Source organism: Corynebacterium sp. CMW7794 (assembly GCF_001563605.1).
Classification (GTDB): domain Bacteria; phylum Actinomycetota; class Actinomycetes; order Mycobacteriales; family Mycobacteriaceae; genus Corynebacterium; species Corynebacterium phoceense.
Genome location: NZ_KQ961714.1, coordinates 205,441 through 226,176, shown reverse-complemented (window position 1 = coordinate 226,176; position 20,736 = coordinate 205,441). Strand labels below are relative to the sequence as shown.

General features: G+C 66.2%; 17 protein-coding genes and 1 tRNA gene. 7 read left to right on the top strand and 11 right to left on the bottom strand.

The genetic code is table 11. The features are described 5' to 3' along the window. Nucleotides 1-131: 131 nt before the first annotated feature. The 6 genes from HMPREF3227_RS02710 to leuA all read right to left on the bottom strand — a co-directional run bounded on the left by HMPREF3227_RS02710 (nt 132) and on the right by leuA (nt 8,814). Nucleotides 132-872, bottom strand: coding sequence for a type 1 glutamine amidotransferase (locus HMPREF3227_RS02710; protein WP_066489261.1), 741 nt, complete (start codon nt 870-872; stop codon nt 132-134). Further along, on the bottom strand, nt 865-2,139 hold the full coding sequence (locus tag HMPREF3227_RS02705) for a Mur ligase family protein (RefSeq protein WP_066489270.1): 1,275 nt from the start codon (nt 2,137-2,139) through the stop codon (nt 865-867). The genes HMPREF3227_RS02710 and HMPREF3227_RS02705 overlap by 8 nt, the downstream gene beginning before the upstream one ends. Further along, nucleotides 2,140-3,327, bottom strand: coding sequence for a hypothetical protein (locus tag HMPREF3227_RS02700; RefSeq protein ID WP_066489276.1), 1,188 nt, complete (start codon nt 3,325-3,327; stop codon nt 2,140-2,142). Nucleotides 3,328-3,385: 58 nt separating this feature from the next. Beyond that, nucleotides 3,386-5,950 carry a hypothetical protein gene (locus HMPREF3227_RS02695; protein ID WP_156452953.1) on the bottom strand — a complete coding sequence of 855 codons (2,565 nt, stop codon included), beginning with the start codon at nt 5,948-5,950 and terminating at the stop codon, nt 3,386-3,388. A gap of 135 nt (nt 5,951-6,085) precedes the next feature. Further along, entirely contained in the window at nt 6,086-6,943 is an 858-nt protein-coding gene (locus HMPREF3227_RS02690; RefSeq protein WP_066509951.1) for a hypothetical protein, read from the bottom strand. A 53-nt stretch (nt 6,944-6,996) separates the two neighbouring features. Further along, nucleotides 6,997-8,814 carry a 2-isopropylmalate synthase gene (gene leuA, locus HMPREF3227_RS02685; protein ID WP_066509948.1) on the bottom strand — a complete coding sequence of 606 codons (1,818 nt, stop codon included), beginning with the start codon at nt 8,812-8,814 and terminating at the stop codon, nt 6,997-6,999. A gap of 216 nt (nt 8,815-9,030) precedes the next feature. Here leuA and HMPREF3227_RS02680 point away from each other — a divergent pair, with 216 nt between their 5' ends. Then, nucleotides 9,031-10,110 (top strand): mannosyltransferase family protein, encoded by a 1,080-nt coding sequence (locus HMPREF3227_RS02680; RefSeq protein WP_231732306.1) that lies wholly within the window; start codon nt 9,031-9,033, stop codon nt 10,108-10,110. On the opposite strand, the gene HMPREF3227_RS02675 is transcribed toward HMPREF3227_RS02680, so the two are convergent. Beyond that, nucleotides 10,103-10,963, bottom strand: coding sequence for a DMT family transporter (locus HMPREF3227_RS02675; protein ID WP_066509944.1), 861 nt, complete (start codon nt 10,961-10,963; stop codon nt 10,103-10,105). The two genes, HMPREF3227_RS02680 and HMPREF3227_RS02675, sit on opposite strands and share 8 nt — an antisense overlap. Before the next feature lie 181 nt (nt 10,964-11,144). Here HMPREF3227_RS02675 and HMPREF3227_RS02670 point away from each other — a divergent pair, with 181 nt between their 5' ends. Together HMPREF3227_RS02670 and HMPREF3227_RS02665 are read left to right on the top strand one after the other, a co-directional pair. Then, on the top strand, nt 11,145-12,410 hold the full coding sequence (locus HMPREF3227_RS02670) for an aspartate kinase (protein ID WP_066489297.1): 1,266 nt from the start codon (nt 11,145-11,147) through the stop codon (nt 12,408-12,410). A gap of 81 nt (nt 12,411-12,491) precedes the next feature. Next, nucleotides 12,492-13,523 (top strand): aspartate-semialdehyde dehydrogenase, encoded by a 1,032-nt coding sequence (locus HMPREF3227_RS02665; RefSeq protein ID WP_066489301.1) that lies wholly within the window; start codon nt 12,492-12,494, stop codon nt 13,521-13,523. 66 nt (nt 13,524-13,589) lie between these two features. On the opposite strand, the gene HMPREF3227_RS02660 is transcribed toward HMPREF3227_RS02665, so the two are convergent. Beyond that, nucleotides 13,590-15,008 carry a YkvI family membrane protein gene (locus HMPREF3227_RS02660; RefSeq protein WP_230384092.1) on the bottom strand — a complete coding sequence of 473 codons (1,419 nt, stop codon included), beginning with the start codon at nt 15,006-15,008 and terminating at the stop codon, nt 13,590-13,592. Between the two features lie 246 nt (nt 15,009-15,254). Beyond that, nucleotides 15,255-15,806: an RNA polymerase sigma factor gene (locus HMPREF3227_RS02655; RefSeq protein WP_066489307.1), complete on the bottom strand. Its 552-nt coding sequence runs from the start codon at nt 15,804-15,806 to the stop codon at nt 15,255-15,257. A 151-nt stretch (nt 15,807-15,957) separates the two neighbouring features. Here HMPREF3227_RS02655 and HMPREF3227_RS02650 point away from each other — a divergent pair, with 151 nt between their 5' ends. From HMPREF3227_RS02650 to HMPREF3227_RS13645, 4 genes are all read left to right on the top strand, one after another. Beyond that, nucleotides 15,958-17,505, top strand: coding sequence for a catalase (locus tag HMPREF3227_RS02650; protein WP_066489310.1), 1,548 nt, complete (start codon nt 15,958-15,960; stop codon nt 17,503-17,505). A gap of 48 nt (nt 17,506-17,553) precedes the next feature. Next, on the top strand, nt 17,554-18,957 hold the full coding sequence (locus HMPREF3227_RS02645; RefSeq protein WP_066489316.1) for a hypothetical protein: 1,404 nt from the start codon (nt 17,554-17,556) through the stop codon (nt 18,955-18,957). A gap of 206 nt (nt 18,958-19,163) precedes the next feature. Then, the gene (locus HMPREF3227_RS13650; RefSeq protein ID WP_168164063.1) at nt 19,164-19,325 is read left to right on the top strand and encodes a hypothetical protein; all 162 of its coding nucleotides are present in this window, start codon (nt 19,164-19,166) and stop codon (nt 19,323-19,325) included. Nucleotides 19,326-19,355: 30 nt separating this feature from the next. Then, the gene (locus tag HMPREF3227_RS13645; protein WP_066489324.1) at nt 19,356-19,640 is read left to right on the top strand and encodes a DUF1801 domain-containing protein; all 285 of its coding nucleotides are present in this window, start codon (nt 19,356-19,358) and stop codon (nt 19,638-19,640) included. Between the two features lie 33 nt (nt 19,641-19,673). Here the strand turns inward: HMPREF3227_RS13645 and HMPREF3227_RS02635 are convergent. Next, a tRNA-Pro gene (locus tag HMPREF3227_RS02635) sits at nt 19,674-19,750 on the bottom strand. 66 nt (nt 19,751-19,816) lie between these two features. Beyond that, entirely contained in the window at nt 19,817-20,713 is an 897-nt protein-coding gene (locus HMPREF3227_RS02630) for a metallophosphoesterase (RefSeq protein ID WP_231725103.1), read from the bottom strand. Nucleotides 20,714-20,736: the final 23 nt, after the last annotated feature.

Below are 20,736 nucleotides of genomic sequence, written 5' to 3'. Positions count from 1 at the left end.
TCTATTACAAAGACGCCGAGGGTCGGTTCTGGAAACGCCGGAAGTTCGGGCCGGACCTACCCTGCACGAATAGCTAACGGCGCGCACACGCGAAAACCCGCCCCGAGGGGCGGGCGATTCGGCATGCCGTTTTACGCCAGGCGCTCAGAACGCAGGCGATCGACGGCCGGAATGTCGAGTGGGCCGAGCTTCTCGACGGTCGTGTCCATCGCGCGCGCCAAAAGCAGGTCCGCGAGCTGCGGGTTGCGCGCGAGCGCGGGGCCGTGCATGTACGTCGCGATGACGGAGCCCTGGACTGCGCCCTCGGTGCCGACCTGGTCGGCAGAAGCACCGGCGGCGGTTGCCGCGGTGGAGTCCGTGTTACCGTTGCCGCGCGTCACGCGCGCCAGCGGGGTCGCGTCGGGGCCGAGGATGGTCGCGCCGAGGTGATTCTCAAAGCCGGTGAGCGTATCGGTGAGGCCGGGCACGGTGCCGGTGGGCCTCGAGACGACCTCGCCGATGGCGCGCTTGGCCAGGCCGGCGGTGGTGGCATCGATAAGCCCGAGGCCGTCGACCATGCGGCCGGACGCGCGGAAGGAAGTGCCCAGCACCTGCAGGCCCGCGCAGATCGCGAGGATGGGGCGCCCAGCGTTCGCGGCGCGGGTGAGGCCGCCGTCTTTGATGAAGTGCTCTGCCGCGAGAATCTGCGCGGTATCCTCGCCGCCACCGAGCGTGTACACGTCGAGCGTCGACGGGATGGGCTCGCCGAGCAGCACGCGGTGAATCTCTGCGTCGATACCGCGCATGCGGGCGCGCTGGCGCAGGACGAGCGCGTTGCCGTCGTCGCCGTAGGTGCCGAGGACGTCGGGAAGAATGAGTCCGATATTAAGCATTGTTGTCCTCCTGGTTCGCCGCGCGGAGCAAGGCCTTGCGGAGATCACGGAACGCCGTGTAGTTGGCGAGCACCTCCACGCGGCCGGGCGGGCAGGCGCGGATAGCGTCGAGCGGGTCGGGGATGAGTTCGTGCGAGATATCGGCGTAGACGAGGCGCACGGCCAGGTCGGTGCCGCGCTCGCCGGCGGCCTTGACGGCAATCCGGTCGAAGTCCTCGAATTTTACGTCCCATAGCCAGGACAGGTCGACGCCGTCGGCGACTTGGCCGTTGACGGCGATGACCACGCCGTCGGCGGTGCGGTCGACCATGGACAGCGCTTCCTGCCAGCCGGCGGGGTTCTTCGCGAGCAGCAGGCGAATCTCGTGGTCGTCGAGGCGCACGGTGGAGTAGCGGCCGGCGACGTCGTCGACGGTCTCGCACGCGCGGGTAGCGTCAGCCTGCGGGATGTCGAAGGCCTCGACGGCGGCGGCGATGGCCTGCGCCGCGTTACCGCGGTTCGCACGGCCCGGAAGCGCCAGCTCCAGCTTGCCGATGCCCCCGTTCGCCTCCAGGCCCGCGTCCGTCACCGTGTAGCTCGGCGTCGGGCGGCGGAAGTCGCGGCCGTCTTCCAGCTTCTTCACGGCGTACCAGTCGTCCGCGGTGCGCACGACGTGGCCGCCGGTGCGCGGGCAGGTGACGGAATCGCCGAGCCAGCCGGCGCCGGCGGAGACCCAGATGACGTTCTTCGCGTCGTAGGCGACGGAGGTCATGAGGACGTCGTCGCAGTTGGCGATGATGAGCATGTCTGGGTGGGCCTCGACGGCGCCGCGTAGCGCGCGCTCGATCTTATTGATTTCGCCGACGCGGTCGAGCTGGTCGCGTGAGAGGTTGAGCAGCACGAGCGCCTGCGGAGTGATGTTGTCTGCGACGTGGGGGACGTGGAGCTCGTCGACCTCGAGCACGATGTGCGAGGCGTCCGGGCTCGCCAGGAGCGCGGAGATGATGCCGGCGTCCATGTTGTCGCCGCCGTCGTTCGTCGCCACGGTGTAGCGGGTGCGCAAGGCCGCGGCGAGCATGCGGGTCGTCGTAGACTTGCCGTTCGTGCCAGTGACGAGGACGGACGGACGTCCGCCGGCGAGTTCGCCCATGATGTGCGGGTCGATGGCTCCGGCGATGAGGCCGCCGATCATGCCGCCCGCGCCGCGACCGGTCGCACGCGAGGCGTACGTCGCGGCCTTGGCTGCGGTCTTCGCGACCGCGGTGCGCGCCTTTCCTAGGACACCCATTTAGCTCTCCTTCTTCTGGCTGTCGTTGCCGCCATGGTTCTTATTCCGGTTGTTGCTGCCGCGTCCGCGACGCCGGCGATTGCCACCGCGCGAGCCGCGGCGGCGCTTGCCGCCGGACTTGCCGCCCTGCGCATTGCGGGACCGCGATCGGTTATTCGCATTGGGGATGGGGTGTTGGGACGGCGCTGCGGGCTCGGGGGCATCGGCAGGCTCGGCGACGTCCTGGAGGAGTTCGAGGAACTCCTCGTCCGTGACGAGCTCGATGTCCTTGCGGTGCGCGTGCATGGCCTTGCCCACGAGGTCGTGGCGGCGGTTGCACACGACGAGCGAGGTCTCGCGCGAGAGTTTTTCCACGTAGTTGAGCTCCGCGGTGACGCCGGCGGCGATGAGCTCGTCCGGGTCGATGCGGGTCTCGGGCGCGACGACGAACTCCATGCCCTTGCGGACCTGTTCGCCGCGGCGCCAGAAGCCTGAGTTGTGATGCAGGCGCGGGGCCTGGGCGGCGTCGACGCGGACCTCGGAGCGCTGCAGGCCAAAGCGGTCGGCGCGCAGGTCGTCCGGGGCGTAGCTCGAGTGCTCGTCCTGGGAACGGTAGAGCTCGATGAGCATCTGGGTCGCGGCGCGGGAGGTCTCGGCCTCGGGCTGGGCTGCGCGCTCGGTGGTCGCGGCGGCGTCGTGACCGGCGACGGCGGCGAGACGGATGTCGGTGAAGTCCTGCTCGGCGCGGCGAGCGGTGGCGAGCGTGTCGATGATGCGCTCGGGCGTGGGAACGTGGCCTACGCGCTGGCGGCGGCGGCGATTGCGGCCGCGGGAACGGTTGGCGCGGGCGGCGGCGGTCATGGCGCGGCGGGCCTCGGCGACGAGGAACCCCCACGTGTACGGGGTGTCGTGGACGATGAGGGTGCGTCCGTCGATGAGCCGATCGAGCGGCTTGAGGATTTTGGAGAACTGCTGGCCCTCGGCGTCGGCTTCGAGGCCGTGCTGGTGGCGGGGGCCGCGGTCGGTGTCGGGGTTGAGGACCGCGTGGAAGTCGCGGCCGGTCTCGCCGGCGTCGTTGAAGGTCAGGGCGTCGAGGGTGAGCAGGCGCCCGGTCGACGGATGGATGCCGGTGGTTTGGATGGTCACCGCGACATACGGGTAGTCCGCGATATCAGTGAGCCGGTCGTGCTCGCGCGGGGAATCTGTCATTGTTCCGAGTTTAACGGACGCGGACTCGAATCCCGTGCGCTACTCGCCCAGAGGAGGGTTAGGAGACGGTCTCGGTCGGGGTTTCGACGGCGAGTTCCTGCGGGGTGTCTTCGACTGCGGGCGTCGGTTCGAGCGGCGTCGGTTCGAGCACTGTGGGGGACTTCGTGGCGGGGTCCTCGATGACCTCGAACGTGGTGGCCTCAGTGGTGGGTTCATCCGTGGTGGTTGCCGCGTCGGCGCCGCGGAAGAACGGAATGATGATGCAGTTGACGATGGTGGTGAACCAGAAGCCCGTGCCGCATTCCTTCGTGCCGGCGTTCCTGTCCGCGGTGTCGGCGGCCGTGGTGGTCGTCGTGGCGGGCGTGGTCTCCGTCGTGGGCTGTGCGCTCGTGGCGGGGGCCGTGGTGGACGGCTGCGCACTCGTGGTGGCGGTCGTCTTCGTCGAGGTAGTGGGGTCGTTGTCGCGGAACGAGTAGCTGACGGTCGTCGGGGTCGCCTTTGCCGTGGTGGGCGTGGTGGGTGCAATTGCGGTGACGGTGGTGGTCGGCGTGACGGCCGAGGTCGGGGCGGCGGTGGTCGTGGATTCGACAGGGGACGTCGCGGGGGCGTCCGTCAGCTCGGCTGTCGTCGTAGTCGTGGTTGCCGTCGCGGTGGCCGAGGTGGTCGTGGCAGTCGTGGTTGCCGTCGCGGTGGCCGGCGCAGCACTGGCGGTCGGCGTGACGGCCGAGGTCTGGGCGGCGGTGGTCGTGGCCTCGGCAGGCGACGTCGCGGTAGAGGATGTCGCGGCGGGGGCCGTCGTGGTCGTTGTGGCGTCCGTCGGCTCGGCCACGGTCGTCATCGTGGTTGTCGCGGGCGTGACGACGTCGAAAGCCCACTCGCCGTTGTCGTCGCTGATGATGACGTCGCCGGAGTCGATCGTGGTGTCTTCGATCTGCGCGGTGGAGGTGGGCGTGGGGGCAGCGAGAGCCTTGTCGGTGGGGGCCACAGCGATGGTGCTGGGCAGCGGGGACGCGGTCGTGGGGGCGGAGGCCGCAGTCGTTGTGGTGGTCGGGCTGGCTGCCGCGGTGGTGGACGGGGCGTCCTGGGCGAGGATGAGGTTGCCGTCGCGCGTGAGGCGGCGCAGTTCGTCCAGCGAGATGCCGGAGTTCGTGTCGGGGCGGGCGTCCTGGTTGGACACGCTCGGGTTGACGGCGGCTGGTGCGGTGCCGCGGGGGGCGGTGCCGGTCGTGGTGGTGCCCGTGGCGGTGGCGCCGGTGGCTGAGCACTGGGCGGTCTCAGCGTCGCCCTGGCGTGAGGCGTCGTTCGCCGCGGCGGAGCGTGCTGCGCGCGTGGTGGCCTCGCGTGTGGAACCCTGGCCTGCGGTGCGATCGCCGTTCGTGCGGGCCGAGGAGTCGGAGTCCGTGAAGTTTGTGCTTGTGGAGTCGGCAGACGAGTCTGCGCGGGAGGACGCGGAGGCCTGTGCGTCGGTGTTTACGTCGCCGTTGGGGTCGCTCGCGGAGCCGGCGGTGGAGGGGCCGGACGCGACGGTGAGGGGGGCATCGGAAGGCTGGTTGCTGACGATGTTGTTCGTCGCGACGCCCAGGCCACCCACGGTGAGGATGGCGGTCGAGGCGGCGGCGATGGCCTGGAGGCTCACGCCCGAGGCGGCGGCCGTGGTCGCGGCGGTCGTCGTGGCAGTTGTCGCGGCTGCGGAGGTGGTGGCGGCGGATGCGCCAGCGGTGGAGGTCGCGGACGTCGAACCCGTGGCGGATGACCCCAGCGAGGTCACGGAAGCAAGCGTGGCGCCGGCGGAGGCACCGGTTGCGGCGGTGCCAGCGCCGCCGGTGAAGAAGCCCGTCATGGGGACGGCGGCCTCGGCGCGCGCGGCAGCGGCGGCGGAGAGAACCATGCCGGTCGTGGCGGCGGTGCCTGCGACGGCGGCGAAGTGCTTGCGGGCGGGCGCCTCTGCGTCGGCGTAGATGGTCAGGGTTGGGTGACCCTCGTTGTACTTGTAGTAGCCGCGCGCGACGGAGACGAGACCGGAGTAGTGGTAGGAAATGATGGTATCGGCAAGCTGGAGTGCGTCCTCGCGCGCGAGGGTGCCGATGAAAGCGCCGTCGACGTAGGCCGACACGGAACGATGGCCGAGGAAGCGGCGGGCGCGCAGCGTGACGAGGAAGTGCTGGGGCTCGCGCGGGTAGGACGCCAGCGACGTGGGAATGCCCTGGACGGGAATGCCGACGCCGCCATCGAGCATGGCCCAGCGCACGGCGGGCGGGTTGTTCGCCGGCACGCACAGACCGGGAGCGGGCAGGACGACGGAGGCGAGCGGCCAGCCGTTGTCGTCGAGAGTCAGGCGCGCGGAGACCTCGGGGGACAGTCCGGCGCCGAGGATCCAGTCGAGTTCGGTGTACTCGGCAGAGTCGTGGGCGTCGATGGTGCCGATCTGGACGCCGTCGTGGCGGACGGTAAGCCCCACGGTGTCATCCGCAGACGCGGAGGGGGTGCCCAAAATAACGGAGATGGTTCGCACGTCTGCGGAGCCGAGAAGATTAGCGAAAACCTCGGCGTCGATGCCGTTGATGGGCAGCGTGCGGGCAGCACCAAAGCCGTGGTCAGGGACCACATACGGAGTATGACTCATAACTAACTGCCTTTGGGTTGGTGCGTAGACGACGCGGGAGAGAGGAACCACATCTTATCTTTTGAGACTTTACGCCAATTTTTGGGTATTTTCTAATCTTTCTCAGGCTTGAAAAGTGGAAAGAACAGCTGGGTGTTATACGTAATACCACGCGACGCCGGCGAAAACCAAGAGCAGTATAAGTGCGGCAACGAGCCACCAGATCCACGTGCGTGACGTGTCCGCGGTGGGAGTACCGAGGTCCGCGTTGCGGGGGCCTTGCGCGGCGAGGAAGGTGGTGGTCTCAAACGAGCTCGCCGCGTCCTGGTGTGGGGAGGCAGGCGAGACGTGCGTGGGGTCGAACTCCGCGGGCGCGGCGTAGAGGGTGAGTGTGCGCTCGTCGCGGCGCGGGGCGTAGTAGGCGCGGGCGACGGCGATGACGCCGTGCTCGCGGTGCGCCACGATGGTGGAGTGTAGGCGCGCGGCCGCTGCATCGGGCAAACGCCCCGCGAGGTGATTGCCCAGGTAGACCTCGACGCCGCCATCAGGCAGCGCGCGCAGGCGGGTGAGCAGCTGCAGGCGCGAGCGCTTGTCGATGCCGATATCGTCCGGGAGGTCCATGAGCGTCACGGCGTCCGCAGGCGAGCCGGGTGGCAGGAGCGTCCACGCCTGGGCCGGCGGGTTGTTTGCGGGCAGAAGAAGACCTGGGCGGGGCAAGCGCAACGCGGCGGAAGAGGCGAGGCCGTCGACCGTGATGCGGGCGGTGACCTCCGGGGTAAAGCCCTGGTCCAGGAGCCAATCGAGTTCGGGGTATTCGGCGCGGTCGGCGGCGGGGAGGAGGCCTAAGGGGGCATCGGCAAGCTGGGCTTGGAGCGCGTGGGGCGTGGCGTGGAGGGTGACCGGCAGGTCTTGGGTGCCGGAAAGCCGCGCGAGGGTAGGGCCATGGAGCTCGTGGAGAGCGATGGACCGGATGGCCCCCAGCCCCGTCGCGGGAATTGTGTACGTGTCCGCCATGGCGCCCCTTTCCTTTTAAGTCAGGATAACCAGGGCGCTAGGCGGGGCGGAAATTACGCGAGGGCGCGGTTGACGGCGGACGTCATGGCGCGCAGCGACGCGGTGGTAGTGGACCCGGCGATGCCGACGCCCCAGATCTTGGAGCCGTTGACATCGGCGGCGACGTAGCAGGCAGCCTCGGCGTCGTCGCCGGCGGTGCGGGCCTGCTGGGAGTACTCGATGACCTCGAAGTCGATGCCGAGGGACTCCAGCGCGTTCGCGTAGGCGGCGATGGGGCCGTTGCCGGTGCCGGTAATGGACTTCTTCTCACCGTTGTAGATGACGTCGACGTTGAGCGTGGTGTCCGCGTCCGGGGTCTCCGCGTTCTTGATGGAGGTGGAGACCTGCTCGAGCGGGGTGGTGCGGTCCAGATACTCGGTCGCAAAGATGTCCCACATGTTCTTGGAGTTGACCTCGCCGCCCTCGGAATCCGTGACTTCCTGGACGACGGCGGAGAACTCGCCCTGCATGGCGCGCGGCATGTTGATGCCGTGGTCCGTCTTCATGATGTAGGCGACGCCGCCCTTGCCGGACTGGGAGTTGACGCGAATGACGGCCTCGTAGTCGCGGCCCACGTCCTTCGGGTCGATGGGCAGGTACGGGACCTCCCACGTGGTCTCGCGCAGCTCGTCCCAGGAGACCTCGGTGTTGATGGCGCCGGGGCGGACCTCGTTGGCCAGGGCGTCGAGGCCCTTGTTGATGGCGTCCTGGTGGGAGCCGGAGAAGGCGGTGAAGACGAGGTCGCCGCCGTAGGGGTGGCGCTCGGGCACGCGCAGCTGGTTGCAGTACTCGACGGTTTCGCGGATGGTGGGCAGGTCGGAGAAGTCGATCTGCGGGTCGACGCCCTGGGTGAGCATGTTGAGGCCCAGGGTGACCAGATCGACGTTGCCGGTGCGCTCGCCGTTGCCGAACAGGCAGCCTTCGATGCGGTCCGCGCCGGCCAGGTAGGCCAGTTCGGCGGAGGCGACGCCGGTGCCGCGGTCGTTGTGCGGGTGCAGCGAGAGGATGATGGAGTCGCGCTTTTCCAGGTTGCGGTGCATCCACTCGATGGAGTCCGCGTAGATGTTGGGCGTGATCATCTCGACCGTGGACGGCAGGTTGATGATCATGGGGTGCTCGGGCGTGGCGTCCATGATGTCTACGACGGCGTCGCAGACCTCCTTGGCGAAAGACAGCTCGGTGCCGGTGTAGGACTCCGGGGAGTACTCCCAGCGCCAGTTGGTGTCCGGGTAGTCCGCGGCGATGGTCTTAACCAGCGTTGCGGCGTCCGTGGCCAGCTTCTTAATGGCCGCCTTGTCCTTGCGGAAGACGACGCGACGCTGCAGCTTGGACGTCGAATTGTAGAAGTGCACGATGACGTTCTTCGCGCCCGCGCAGGCCTCGAAGGTGCGGCGGATGAGGTGCTCGCGGGCCTGAACGAGGACCTGGATGGTGACGTCGTCCGGAATCTTGTTCTGCTCGATGATCTCGCGCACGAAGTTGAAGTCCGTCTGGGACGCGGACGGGAAGCCGACCTCGATCTCCTTGTAACCCATCTTGAGCAGCAGGTCGAACATGCGGTGCTTGCGCTGCGGGCTCATCGGGTCGATGAGTGCCTGGTTGCCGTCACGCAGGTCGACCGCGCACCACTGCGGGGCGTGGGTGATTTTCTTCGACGGCCAGGTGCGGTCTGGCAGGTCGACGACCTCTACTTCCTGCTCGAAGGGCAGGTAGCGGTGAAACGGCATGGAGGAGCCGCGCTGCTTATTCCAGGCGGGCTGGCCGTCGCGCGCCGGGCCGGCCGGGGTCGTGATTTCGCGGGGTGCAGAGATGTATGCGTCATTCGGGGACATGGCTTAAATCCTATCGGTTGAAAGGTGTGGGGGAGGCCGGCGCGGCGAAATATCCGCGACGGGCGCCGGCCCCACAAGGATTAAGGGCCTAAATCCCGCCGCGGCCGATAAGGAGAAGGCGCGCGATCGTCATGTGGCGCAGACTACCCTACGTTTCACGTCGTGGCAAGAAATCTCACGTAGTGAGATGATCGAGAAGCGGGTAAAGTGCCTGGGGTGACGATCGAGGCGACAGGAACCCACGGGGGCATCGGCAAGCGCGGCTGGATGGATGCGGCGGCGCTGGCTGGCGTGCTGACGGTGCTGCGCGTGGCCGTGCTTGCGGTGCTCGCGGCGGCGAATGGCAAGCCGCTGGGGGAGCAGCTCGTGGCGTGGGACGCGCAGCACTACCTGCGGATTGCCTCCGAAGGCTACGCGCAAGAGGAATCCTTCGCCTTCTTCCCGGCGTTCCCGCTGCTGCTGCGGGTGTTGGGTGGCTCGGCGGCGGCGGGCATCGCGCTCAACGTCGTGTTGACGGTGGTGATGACCGCGGGCGTTATGGCGCTCGCGCAACGCAGGGGCGCCGGGCGCGCCGGGCAGCTGGCCGCCGCGGCGGTCGTGACGAGCGCGCCCCTGTCCATCGTGTTCACCATGCCGTATACGGAGGCACTCTTTGGGGCTTTGGCGTTTTGGGCGCTCGTGGCGCTCGTCGACCGGCGGTGGCTGACCGCCGGCGCGATGGTCTGCGCGCTGGGCCTCGTGCGACTCACGGCGGTACCACTCGTGGCGGCGTTCTTCGTCTACGTCGTGTGGGCCGCGCGCCGGGAGTGGCGCGCCTGGGTGGGCGTCGCGGTCTCCCCGTTGGGCCTGCTGGGGTTCCTCATCTGGGCCAACGCGCACCTGCCGCGCGGCTACTTCGCGCTGCAGCGGGAGAATTGGCATTCCGAGTTCGACATGGGGTTGGCCACGGCGCGCTGGGTCTGGAACACGCTCACCGCGGGCGAAAACGTGGGCTATCTGCTTGCTACGTGCGTCATTATCGCAGCGCCCGTGTGCCTGGCGCTCGCGTGGCGGCGCCTGGATCCGCCCGTGTGGCTCTTCGCAGCGGCGCTCGAGGCCAATATTTTGCTTTCCGATGGCCTCATGCACTCGCGCCCGCGCCTGCTGCTGCCCGCCGCCCTCGTGCTCATGCCGTGGGCTGTGTGCGCGGTGCGTTTACTGCGCCCGGCGGTGGCCTGGACTCTGGTGGGCGCGTGGGCACTCCTCGGGGCGTGGGTGAGCGCCTACATGCTGGTGGTTTTCGAGTGGGCTATTTAACTGAGCTCTGAGCTGGCCTAGGCCCGACCGGCACGCGCGCGAGCACGATGGTCGCGAGAATCATCACTGCGAGCGCGGTGGCCATGACTGCCCAGCCCGCGGCGGAGGACACGGAGAATTTCTCGCCGAGCACCCAGTAGCTCATGCCGAAGGCGAGGATGGGCTCCGCGATGGTCATCGCGGGCAGCGAGTGCGTGAGCGGCCCGGCGTGGAAGGAATACTGCTGAACCACCGTGCCGGTGCCCGCGAGCGCGATGAGCGCGTAGAGATGCCACGAGGTGAGCAGGCTGCTGATGCCCCCGTGGGTGAGCTCGGTTGTCGCCCCCTTCGCCAGCAACGCGACGTAGCCATAGATGATGCCGCAGGCGGTGCCGAAGGCTAGCGCCCGGTATTTGTGCCACTGCACGCCCGCGATGGCTAAGCCGATGAGCAGGACCGCGCCGACGAGGAGGGCTGGCCACCAGTCCGACCACGTGGGATTATCCTCGCCGGCCCGGGGGCGACCGTAGAGGACGAGGATGCCCACGGCGAGGGTGAGTGCCACGCACCAGAAAATCTCGTGGCCCGGCATGCGGCGCTTGGAGTACCACGCGGACAGGGGCAGCGTGAACATGAGGGAGAGCACGAGCACGGGCTGCACGACGAGGAGGGTACCGAACGCGAGCGCGATGAGTTGGAGGGCATAGGCAAGCACGGCAGCGCCGGTGCCTACCCACCACAACGGATTGCCCATGGCGGTGCGCATGACCGCCCCGGAGGCCTCGAGTGCGATACGGTGGCGGATGACGGTGCCCCATGCGACGACGATCGCCGACGCCAAGGCGAAGAATACGGCGATAACGTTGTGTAACACCCGCCCCACGCTACCCGATCCGCAGACCGCGTCCGGTGTGACGCATTTATATGCACGTCATGTTTCTAATCGCGCGGGAAAACGTTAGTCTGGAGAAGTTGACTACTAGGCAACAGGTATTCGTGGCGCTCACGCGCCGCGGACGCGAGGAATTCGAGTTAGGAAGGCGGCAGGAGTTTCAGTGGCCCTGATCGTACAGAAATACGGTGGTTCGTCCCTCGAGAGCGCCGAGCGCATTCGCGCCGTCGCGGAGCGCATCGTGGCGACGAAAAAGCAGGGCCACGACGTCGTCGTGGTCTGCTCCGCCATGGGTGATACCACCGATGACCTGCTGGACCTCGCGGCGCAGGTCAACCCCGTCCCGCCGCAGCGCGAGATGGACATGCTGCTCACTGCCGGCGAGCGCATCTCCAACGCGCTCGTCGCCATGGCCGTCGAGTCTCTCGGCGCGCACGCGCAGTCGTTCACTGGCTCGCAGGCGGGCGTGCTCACCACCGAGCGTCACGGCAACGCGCGCATTGTGGACGTGACGCCGGGCCGTATTACGGAAGCCCTCGAAGCGGGCCAGATCTGCATCGTCGCCGGCTTCCAGGGCGTCAACAAGGACACGCGCGACGTCACGACGCTGGGCCGTGGCGGTTCCGATACCACCGCGGTCGCGCTGGCCGCCGCCCTAAACGCCGACGTCTGCGAGATCTACTCCGACGTCGATGGCGTGTACACGGCCGACCCGCGCATCGTGCCCAACGCCCGCAAGCTGGAGAAGCTCTCCTTCGAGGAGATGCTCGAGATGGCGGCCGTCGGTTCCAAGATTCTCGTCCTGCGCAGCGTCGAGTACGCCCGCGCATTCAACGTTCCCTTGCGAGTTCGCTCGTCTTATTCAAATGACCCCGGCACGCTCATTGCCGGTTCGATGGAGGATATTCCCGTGGAAGAAGCAGTACTGACTGGTGTCGCTACCGATAACTCTGAGGCTAAGGTGACGGTGCTGGGCATCCCGGACCGCCCGGGCGAGGCCGCCAAGGTCTTCCGCGCCGTCGCGGATGCCGAGATCAACATCGACATGGTGCTCCAGAACGTCTCCTCCCTGGAGAACGGCACCACGGACATCACCTTTACCTGCCCACGCGCTGACGGCCCGCGCGCGATGGAGCTGCTTACCAAGCTCAAGGCCGAGGGCGGCTGGACCAACATCCTGTACGACGACCAGGTGGGCAAGGTCTCCCTCGTCGGCGCCGGCATGAAGTCCCACCCGGGTGTCACCGCAGACTTCACCGAGGCCCTGCGCGACGTGGACGTCAACATGGAGCTCATCTCCACCTCGGAGATCCGCATTTCTGTGCTCACCCGCGAGTCCGACCTCGACAAGGCCGCCCAGGCCCTGCACGAGAAGTTCCAGCTCGGCAGCGACGAGGTTGCCACTGTCTACGCCGGTACCGGCCGCTAAAGGACGAATAATTCTCCGGTGCGCGACGTCGTACCGGATACACCCCGGGTCTACGACCCACCTCAAAGGAGACTTTTTACCATGACCACTGTTGCAGTTGTAGGCGCCACCGGCCAGGTCGGCCGCGTCATGCGTTCCATCCTCGAAGAGCGTAATTTCCCGGCAGACAAGGTCCGCTTCTTCGCCTCCTCGCGCTCGGCGGGCCAGGAGCTTGAGTTCCGCGGCGAGAAGATCGTTGTGGAAGACCTCGCCCAGGTGACCGAGAAGTCCGTCGCGGACGTCGACATCGCGCTCTTCTCCGCGGGCGGCGCCACCTCCAAGCAGTGGTCCCCGGTCTTCGCGGCCGCCGGCGCAACTGTCGTGGATAACTCCTCTGCGTTCCGTAAGGATCCGGACGTCCCGCTTATCGTCTCCGAGGTCAACCCGCAGGACGCGCAGAACCCGCCGAAGGGGATTATCGCGAACCCGAACTGCACGACCATGGCTGCCATGCCGGTGCTCAAGGTGCTTGATGATGCCGCCGGGCTGCAGCGCCTGCACATCTCCTCCTACCAGGCAGTCTCCGGTTCCGGACTGGCCGGCGTGGAGACGCTGGCCAAGCAGGTCGCCGAGGTCGGTGACCGCAACGTCGAGCTCGCCCACGACGGCTCCGTGCTCGCCCCGGAGGAGCTCGGCCCCTACGTCGCGCCCATCGCGTACAACGCGCTGCCGTTCGCGGGCAACCTCGTCGATGACGGCTCCGAGGAGACCGACGAGGAGCAGAAGCTGCGCAACGAGTCCCGCAAGATCTTGGGCCATCCGGAGCTGAAGGTCGCGGGCACCTGCGTGCGCATTCCGGTCTTTACCGGCCACACGCTCACCATCCACGCCGAGTTCGACAAGGCGATTACCCCGGACCAGGCTCGCGAGCTGCTTGCCGATGCCCCTGGCGTCAAGGTCGTCGACGTCCCCACCCCGCTCGCTGCCGCCGGCATCGACGAGTCTCTGGTCGGCCGCATTCGCCAGGACCAGTCCGTGGACAACAACAAGGGGCTCGTCCTCGTTGTCGCGGGCGACAACCTGCGCAAGGGCGCTGCACTCAACACGATTCAGATTGCGGAGCTGCTCGTCTAAGCGTGCATATCGAATGGCGAAGGCCGCGGTCCCTGTGGGGACCGCGGCCTTTGCTATAGGGGGTGATTAGTGAGTGGCAGGTTTGTTGCCGTGCGCAGCGCCGAAGTCGAGGTCATCGGACGTGACTGAATTGGAGCTGGCGGTGGAGGGGGCATCGGAAGGCTCGGTGTCGACGGCAACCGGCTTGGTGTGCTGGACGTAGGTGACAGTGGGTTCTGGATCTTCACGGTCGTAATCGAGGTCAGCATCGGCTTCGAGCTCCTCGTGAATCTCGTCTGCGACGACGGCTACGAACTCGGTGGTCTCCATGTTGGAGCCGGCCGCCAGCTTCGACAGCTCGCGCTCATTCTTCTTGGTGAAACGCTTGCGCGGGTCCAGACGACGCTGCACCAGAACGCGCGCGCGGAGGCGGCGCTTGGTTTCCTTGCGCATCGGGCCCAAGTTCTTCAGCCAGTAGGCCGAGAGCACGGCAATCATCAGGATGCCCAAGTAGCCGAGAATCGGGTAGACGAAAGCGACCAAGTCCTTAAAGCCTACAAACGACAGGCCGAAACCGATGATGCAGGAGACGGCATAGACCGGGTAGAAGCGCTTGGGGTTGTTGCGCGTTAGGCGCTTGCCTAACGCGTAGAACATACCGATGGCAGTGTTGAAGACCATGCCGTAGATGATGAACGTCATCACGTAGCCCAAGGCCGGATTGATGGTGTTAATGAGCTCGAGCACCGGCATGTCAGCGTGCATGACCTGCGGGGCAACAATGTAGAGGGCGACGACAAGCAAGGTCATCATGATGAAGAAGACGATGCCGCCGAATGCACCGCCCAAGCCAACGGCGCGGTTATCGAGGAAGTTGCCGCCGATGACGATGGACATGGACACCGCCGTCATAATGGTCAGGCCGGTGTAGTTGAGCGAAGAGATCCACCATGTAGGCAGCGGCGAGGATACGTTGGACGAGGCGAAGTCATTCATTGCGCCGAAATCGATGTCGTTCGTGGCAATGGCGTAGATGGTGGTACCCAGCACGAAGAGGATGATGAACGGGGTAATCGCGCCGATGACCGTCGTGACGCGGTCGACGTCGAGGAGGCCTACGAGAAGCACGAGGACGAGCATGACCACGGCGCCGACCCAGATGGGGACGGCAGGGAACTGCTGCGCAATATTCGAGCCGCCACCGGCGAACATGACAAAGCCGATGGAAAAGAGCGTCACAATGGTCGCCCAGTCGAGGATCTTGGAGATGATCGGGTTCGAGACTTCTTCGAAGACGGCGGTGTGCTCATTGGCCTGGAAATAGGAGCCCAGCTGGAGGGTCGCCACGCCGGTAATCAGCACGAGAAGTGCGGTGAGCGCGACGCCCGCAAGCCCCCAGTTACCGAAAGCAACGAAGTACTGGAGGGCCTCTTGGCCCGAGGCGAAGCCCGCACCAACGATGACACCGATAAACGCCATGGAGATCGCCATTGCGCGTTTGAACATGAGGGAGTTTCTCTCTATCTCATGCGTGCCGGGGCCAGCGTTCTAGTGGTTGCGGCCCCGGGTCGACTATCGATTTTGCACGCATGTCTTCCCTCCACGATACGTGCGTTTTTGTGAACTAGCTCCATTGACATGTGAGCGTTGTAACTAATTCACTCGCGAAATAAGACGCCAGAAATGCGGCTGGCTAGTACAAACGGACGCTAAGTAACTAGTTTGTAACGATTGGTGGGGAGCAGCCGCCCGCTATTTTCCTGCGCCGTCGATGAGATCCTTACGCGCACGCGCCACGCGCGAGCGGATAGTGCCCACGCGCACGCCGGAAATCTTGGCGGCTTCCTCGTAGGTATAGCCCAGGACCTGGGTGAGGATGAGGGCTTCGCGGCGGTCCTCCGGGAGGGCATCGATAAGCGCACGGGCGTCGATCCATTCGGACCACGCGGCGGAGGATTCGCCGGTGGACGCGCCAGCGGCGGCGTCCTCGTATTGGGTGGCGGACTTGCGGGGACGCGCCATGTCGTGCCGGATGTTGTCCACCCATACGCGTCGGGCGAGGGAGAGCAGCCAGGTGCGCGCGGAGGAGCGGGCGGCGAAGCGGGGGAGTGCGCTCATGACTCGCAAATACGTTTCTTGCGTAAGATCGTCAGCGATTTCCGGTCCGCCGAGGTGGGCGATGAGCCGCCACACGTCATCTTGGGTGGCGCGGATGAACTCCGTGAGAGCTGTGCGGTCGCCACGGCCGGCCTTGAGGGCCAGGTCGGTGACGCGTGCGTCATCAGCTTCGGAGTGGTGTTTCACCCGCTTTAATCTACCAGCTGCGGGCAACCTATTAATTACCTGTCATTGGTTGCACCCTCCTATTGACAGCGCTATTCTATGGGTATCCCATGATTAATAATTTCGTCCGAAAGATTTCGGGCGAGTAATCCCAAGGAAGAAGGCAGACACCATGTCCGACCTCGATAAGATCCTCACCCAGGGCGAGCGCCCGGCGGCACAACCCGGCGAGTCCACCACCCGCGCGTCCGGCCAGCCCGTGCCGAGCGAGAACACCTCCATTACCGCTGGCCCGCAGGGCCCGGTTGTGCTCAACGACTCCCACCTCATTGATAAGCTCGCGCACTTTAACCGCGAGCGCGTCCCGGAGCGTACCCCGCACGCCAAGGGTCACGGCGCCTTCGGCGAGCTGCACGTCACCGAGGATGTCTCCCAGTACACCAAGGCCAAGCTCTTCCAGAAGGGCACCGTGACCCCGATGGTGGGCCGTTTCTCCACCGTCGCCGGCGAGCAGGGCTCCCCGGATACCTGGCGCGACGTCCACGGTTTCGCGCTGCGTTTCTACACCGAGGATGGCAACTACGACATCGTGGGTAACAACACCCCGGTGTTCTTCCTCCGCGACGGCATGAAGTTCCCGGACTTCATCCACTCCCAGAAGCGCCTCGGTTCCTCCGGTCTGCGCGACGCGGACATGCAGTGGGACTTCTGGACCCGAAACCCGGAGACCGCCCACCAGGTCACCTACCTCATGACCGACCGTGGTACCCCGAAGACCACCCGTCACCAGGACGGCTTCGGCTCCCACACGTTCCAGTGGATTAACGAAGAGGGCCAGGCATTCTGGGTGAAGTACCACTTCAAGACCCGCCAGGGCTGGGAGAATTTCACGGACGATGAGGCTGCCATGATGGCTGGCCGCAACGCCGACTATCACCGCCAGGACCTCTACGACGCCATTGAGCGCGGCGACTACCCCATCTGGGACGTCAAGGTCCAGATCATGCCCATGGCTGAGGCGGAGGACTACCGCTGGAACCCGTTCGATCTGACCAAGGTCTGGTCCCAGAAGGATTACCCGCTCATTCCGGTGGGCTACTTCGTGCTCAACCGCAACCCGCGCAACTTCTTCGCGCAGATTGAGCAGCTCGCACTCGACCCGTCCAACCTGGTCCCGGGCGTGGGCCTGTCCCCGGACAAGATGCTCCAGGCGCGCGTCTTCGCATACTCGGACCAGCAGCGCTACCGTATCGGCACCAACTACCGTCAGCTGCCGGTGAATCAGCCGCTCAACAAGGTCAACACCTACGAACACGAGGGCTCCATGTCCTTCCTGTTCAACGCGCCGGAGGAGCCCGTGTACTCCCCGAACCGTTTTGATAAGGGCAACGGCTACCTCGATGACGAGGAGGTCAACATCCGCGAGGGTGCGCACGAGGCACAGGATGCCCCGGATATGTACATCAACCCGGATCCGCACGGCGCGGATCTCACCCGCGCGGGTTACGTGAAGCACCGCGACGATGATGACTTCATGCAGCCGGGCATCCTCTACCGCGAGGTCCTCGACGATGAAGGCCGTGAGCACCTCGTCACCAACATCACGAACGCGATGGTGGGCGTCCACCCGGAGACCGAGGAGCGCGTCTACGAGTACTTCACGAACGTCGACCCGGAGCTCGGCCGCCGCGTGCGCGAGGTCTTCGCGACCAAGAAGTAACGGCGCGCCTGACCGGCCGCGTCCCCGCTGGTCGATAGGTTAAAGGGCATGAAACTCCGTGCCCTCCTGTTATCCCTCCTGCTCGTCCTGCCCCTTGCCGTAGGGGCAGGACTGCAGGCATTTTTCGGCTGGCGTGCCGATGCCCCCGCGGCAGCGCCGCAGAGCGCCCCGGGGACGGCTGAGGCAGCGCGGGCGGCATCGGAAGCACGGGCGCAGGCCGGGTTCCTGGAGGCCGGGACAGGACAGCTTACGGATGGCACGGGCAAGCTCGTGGAGGGGGCCAAGCCGCTGGGGGAGGGCGTTGATTCTGCGAAGAAGGGCGCGGATGATTTGGCCGCGGGACTCACTCAGTTGCAGTCCGGCACGGGACAGCTGGGCGATGGCGCGACGAGGATCGCGGACGGCGTGGGTACGGCCGTGGACAACATTGTGGGCGTCAACGCGGTGCGCGGGCAGATTATCGCTGCGATTGACTCGACGCTCGCGGATCTCAAGGGCAATAATTCCGCAGATGCGCGCGCGATCAAGGGGCAGCTTACGGATTTGAAGGCGCAGGCGCAGAACTTTGAACTCGATGCGAACGTGGCAGCACAGCTCACTGAGCTGAAGAAGGGCTCGCGCGACCTCGCCAACCAGTTGGCCGTCTCTGGCTACGATTATCACGACGGCGTGTACACGGCGACGCAGGGCGCGAACGATCTCGCGGCCGGCCTAGGGGAGCTGCAGAAGGGCACGGGCGAGGCGCTCTCGGGCGTGGATGAACTCGACTCGGGCGCCCAGCGCCTGCAGACAATGGCAGAACAGAACTCCGCCAAGATCGACGCCGTGCAGAAAGCCATGCCTGCTCCGGCCGCGCACTCCGCGCCCGCCGTGGCACTCGACCCGCTGCTCGCAGTGCTACTCTCCGCGCTCACGCTGCTGGGCGGCGCGGGCATGGGCGTGTACTGGGCCGCGGCCGCGCGTGCCGGGGCGCGCGTGTGGCACGTCCTTCTACTGGGCACCCTGGGGCTTACGATCACGGCCACGGCGGGCCTGGCACTCTTTGCGCTCCCCGCGCTCGACGGCGCCTCCCTGGCTGCCGCGGCGCCTGCCGTGGGGCTTGCCGCTGGTGTCTTCGTCCTGGCCACCCTGGCTGGCGCCGTCGCCACGCGCGTGCTCATCGCCGCTACCGGGATTGGCTGGGGTCTTAGCCTCGCTGGCGTGGGCGGACTGGCGCAGCTGCTGCTCACCGGCTGGGTCTGGAAGGCCGGTATCACGGGCGCGGCGCTCGTAGCGGCCAATCTCTTTCCGTTGGCCTGGGCGACATCGGGTGTTGCGGTCGCCATCAACGGTGGCGATGCGGCCTTGCAATGGACCGCTGTGGGTGTGCTTGCGGTGATAGTGTGCTGCGGAATCGCTGTGAGCCGCGCCGTGCGACCTGTGCAAACGGCGGTGGTGACGAACGATGAGTAGTTCCTTCTGGACACAAGGAAGCGTGACCTAAAAACGAGTAGGTTTCCCTCCCTAGGAGTGCTACTATTATGGATGCTCACGTAAGCCCGCTTAGGGGGCGGGCGCGCAGTGCTGTGGCGCTGCAAGTGAGTGATAGGGAATAGGGACGACGCGGTAGCTGTAGGGGCGCCGCGTCGTTTCCCCGTTTTCGGCTGTACGGTGGGGCTATGGCTTCTACCCCCTCCACCGGCCGTGGTTCGTGGTCCGTCGGGCATACGGGCGTCAATGCACCCGATATTAAAACCACGCAGGGCACCGCCGCCGAGGTCGCGGTGTTCTTCGCGACGCTCACGCCGCGCCGCCGGGCGCACGGCGAGCTCCTCGCCTAGATCTTTGAAAGCGCTACCGGGGTCACCGGCGTGCTGTGGGGCCCGTCCATGGTGGGCTACGGGGAAGCGCATTACCGCTACGCCACCGGCCGCGAGGGCGATACGTTCCGCGTGGGGTTTGCCCCGCGCAAGGCCAAGCTCAGCCTCTACGGACTCCAGGACGCCCCGCGCTGGGAGGAGCTGTCCGCGCGCCTCGGGAAGTTCACCACTGGTGCGTCGTGCGTCTACGTCAATAAGCCGGAAGACATTGATCTGGAGGCACTTGCTGAGCTCATCGCGGACGCGTGGGTCGCGGGCGTGGCGGGTGAAAAATAAAAATCCGGCTAGTCGAAACTAGCCGGATTGAGATGGTCGGGATAACAGGATTTGAACCTGCGACCTCTTCGTCCCGAACGAAGCGCGCTACCAAACTGCGCCATATCCCGGTCGCCCGCTCTAAGCGGTACTGGGATACCTTATCTCACACCCTGAACAAACAACAAAACGGCAGGTTAATCCACTTCGGTGATGCGAATGAGTGTGGCGGACGGGCGGCAGAAGACGCGGAAGGGCACGAACTTGGACTGGCCCAGGCCGTTGGAGACGTGCATTTTCATTGGCCCGAAATCGTGGAGGCCTTGGACGCGGGCGCGGTCGATGCCGCAATTGGTCACGATGGCGTGCGAGCCCGGCAAGCACAGCTGACCGCCGTGGGTGTGACCGGACAGGGAGAGCTGGTAGCCATCGGCGGCGAAACGCTCGAGGACGCGGGGCTCCGGGGCGTGGAGGAGCGCAAGGGCGAGGTCCGCGTCCTCATTGGGGGTGCCGGCGATTTCTGCGTAGTCGTCGAGGTCATGGTGTGGGTCGTCCACGCCGGCGGCGGCGAGGCGTACGTCGCCCACCTTGAATTCGTGGCGTGCCTGGTTGGCGTCGCGCCAGCCGTGCTCGATAAACGCCGCGCGCATGCCCTGCCAGGGCAGATCGACGTAGGAGGGCGTGTTCTTTTTGCCGATGAGGTAATTACACGGGTTAGGCAAGCGCGGCGCCCAGTAATCGTTCGTGCCGAAGCAGAACAGGCCAGGGCGGGCGAGTAGCGGCCCAAGCGCGCGCAGTACGTCAGGCACGGCGCGTTCGTCCGAGAGGTTATCGCCGGTATTGATGACGAGGTCTGGGTCGAGGGCGTCGAGAGCCGAGACCCACGCGATCTTGCGCTCTTGACCCGGAATCATGTGCAGGTCGCTGATGTGCAGCAGCTTGAACTCGCGGGCACCCCGCAGGGTGCCCTTGGGTAGCAACGGCACCGTGATGTCCTTGAGTTCGAAGCGGGAGGTTTCACGGTAGGCGAGCGCCAGCGTGCCCAGTCCGGCAGCGATGGTGGCTGCTGCGGCGGCGGCGAGGGTGCCTGCAATTGCTGAATTCTTCACGGCCTTAA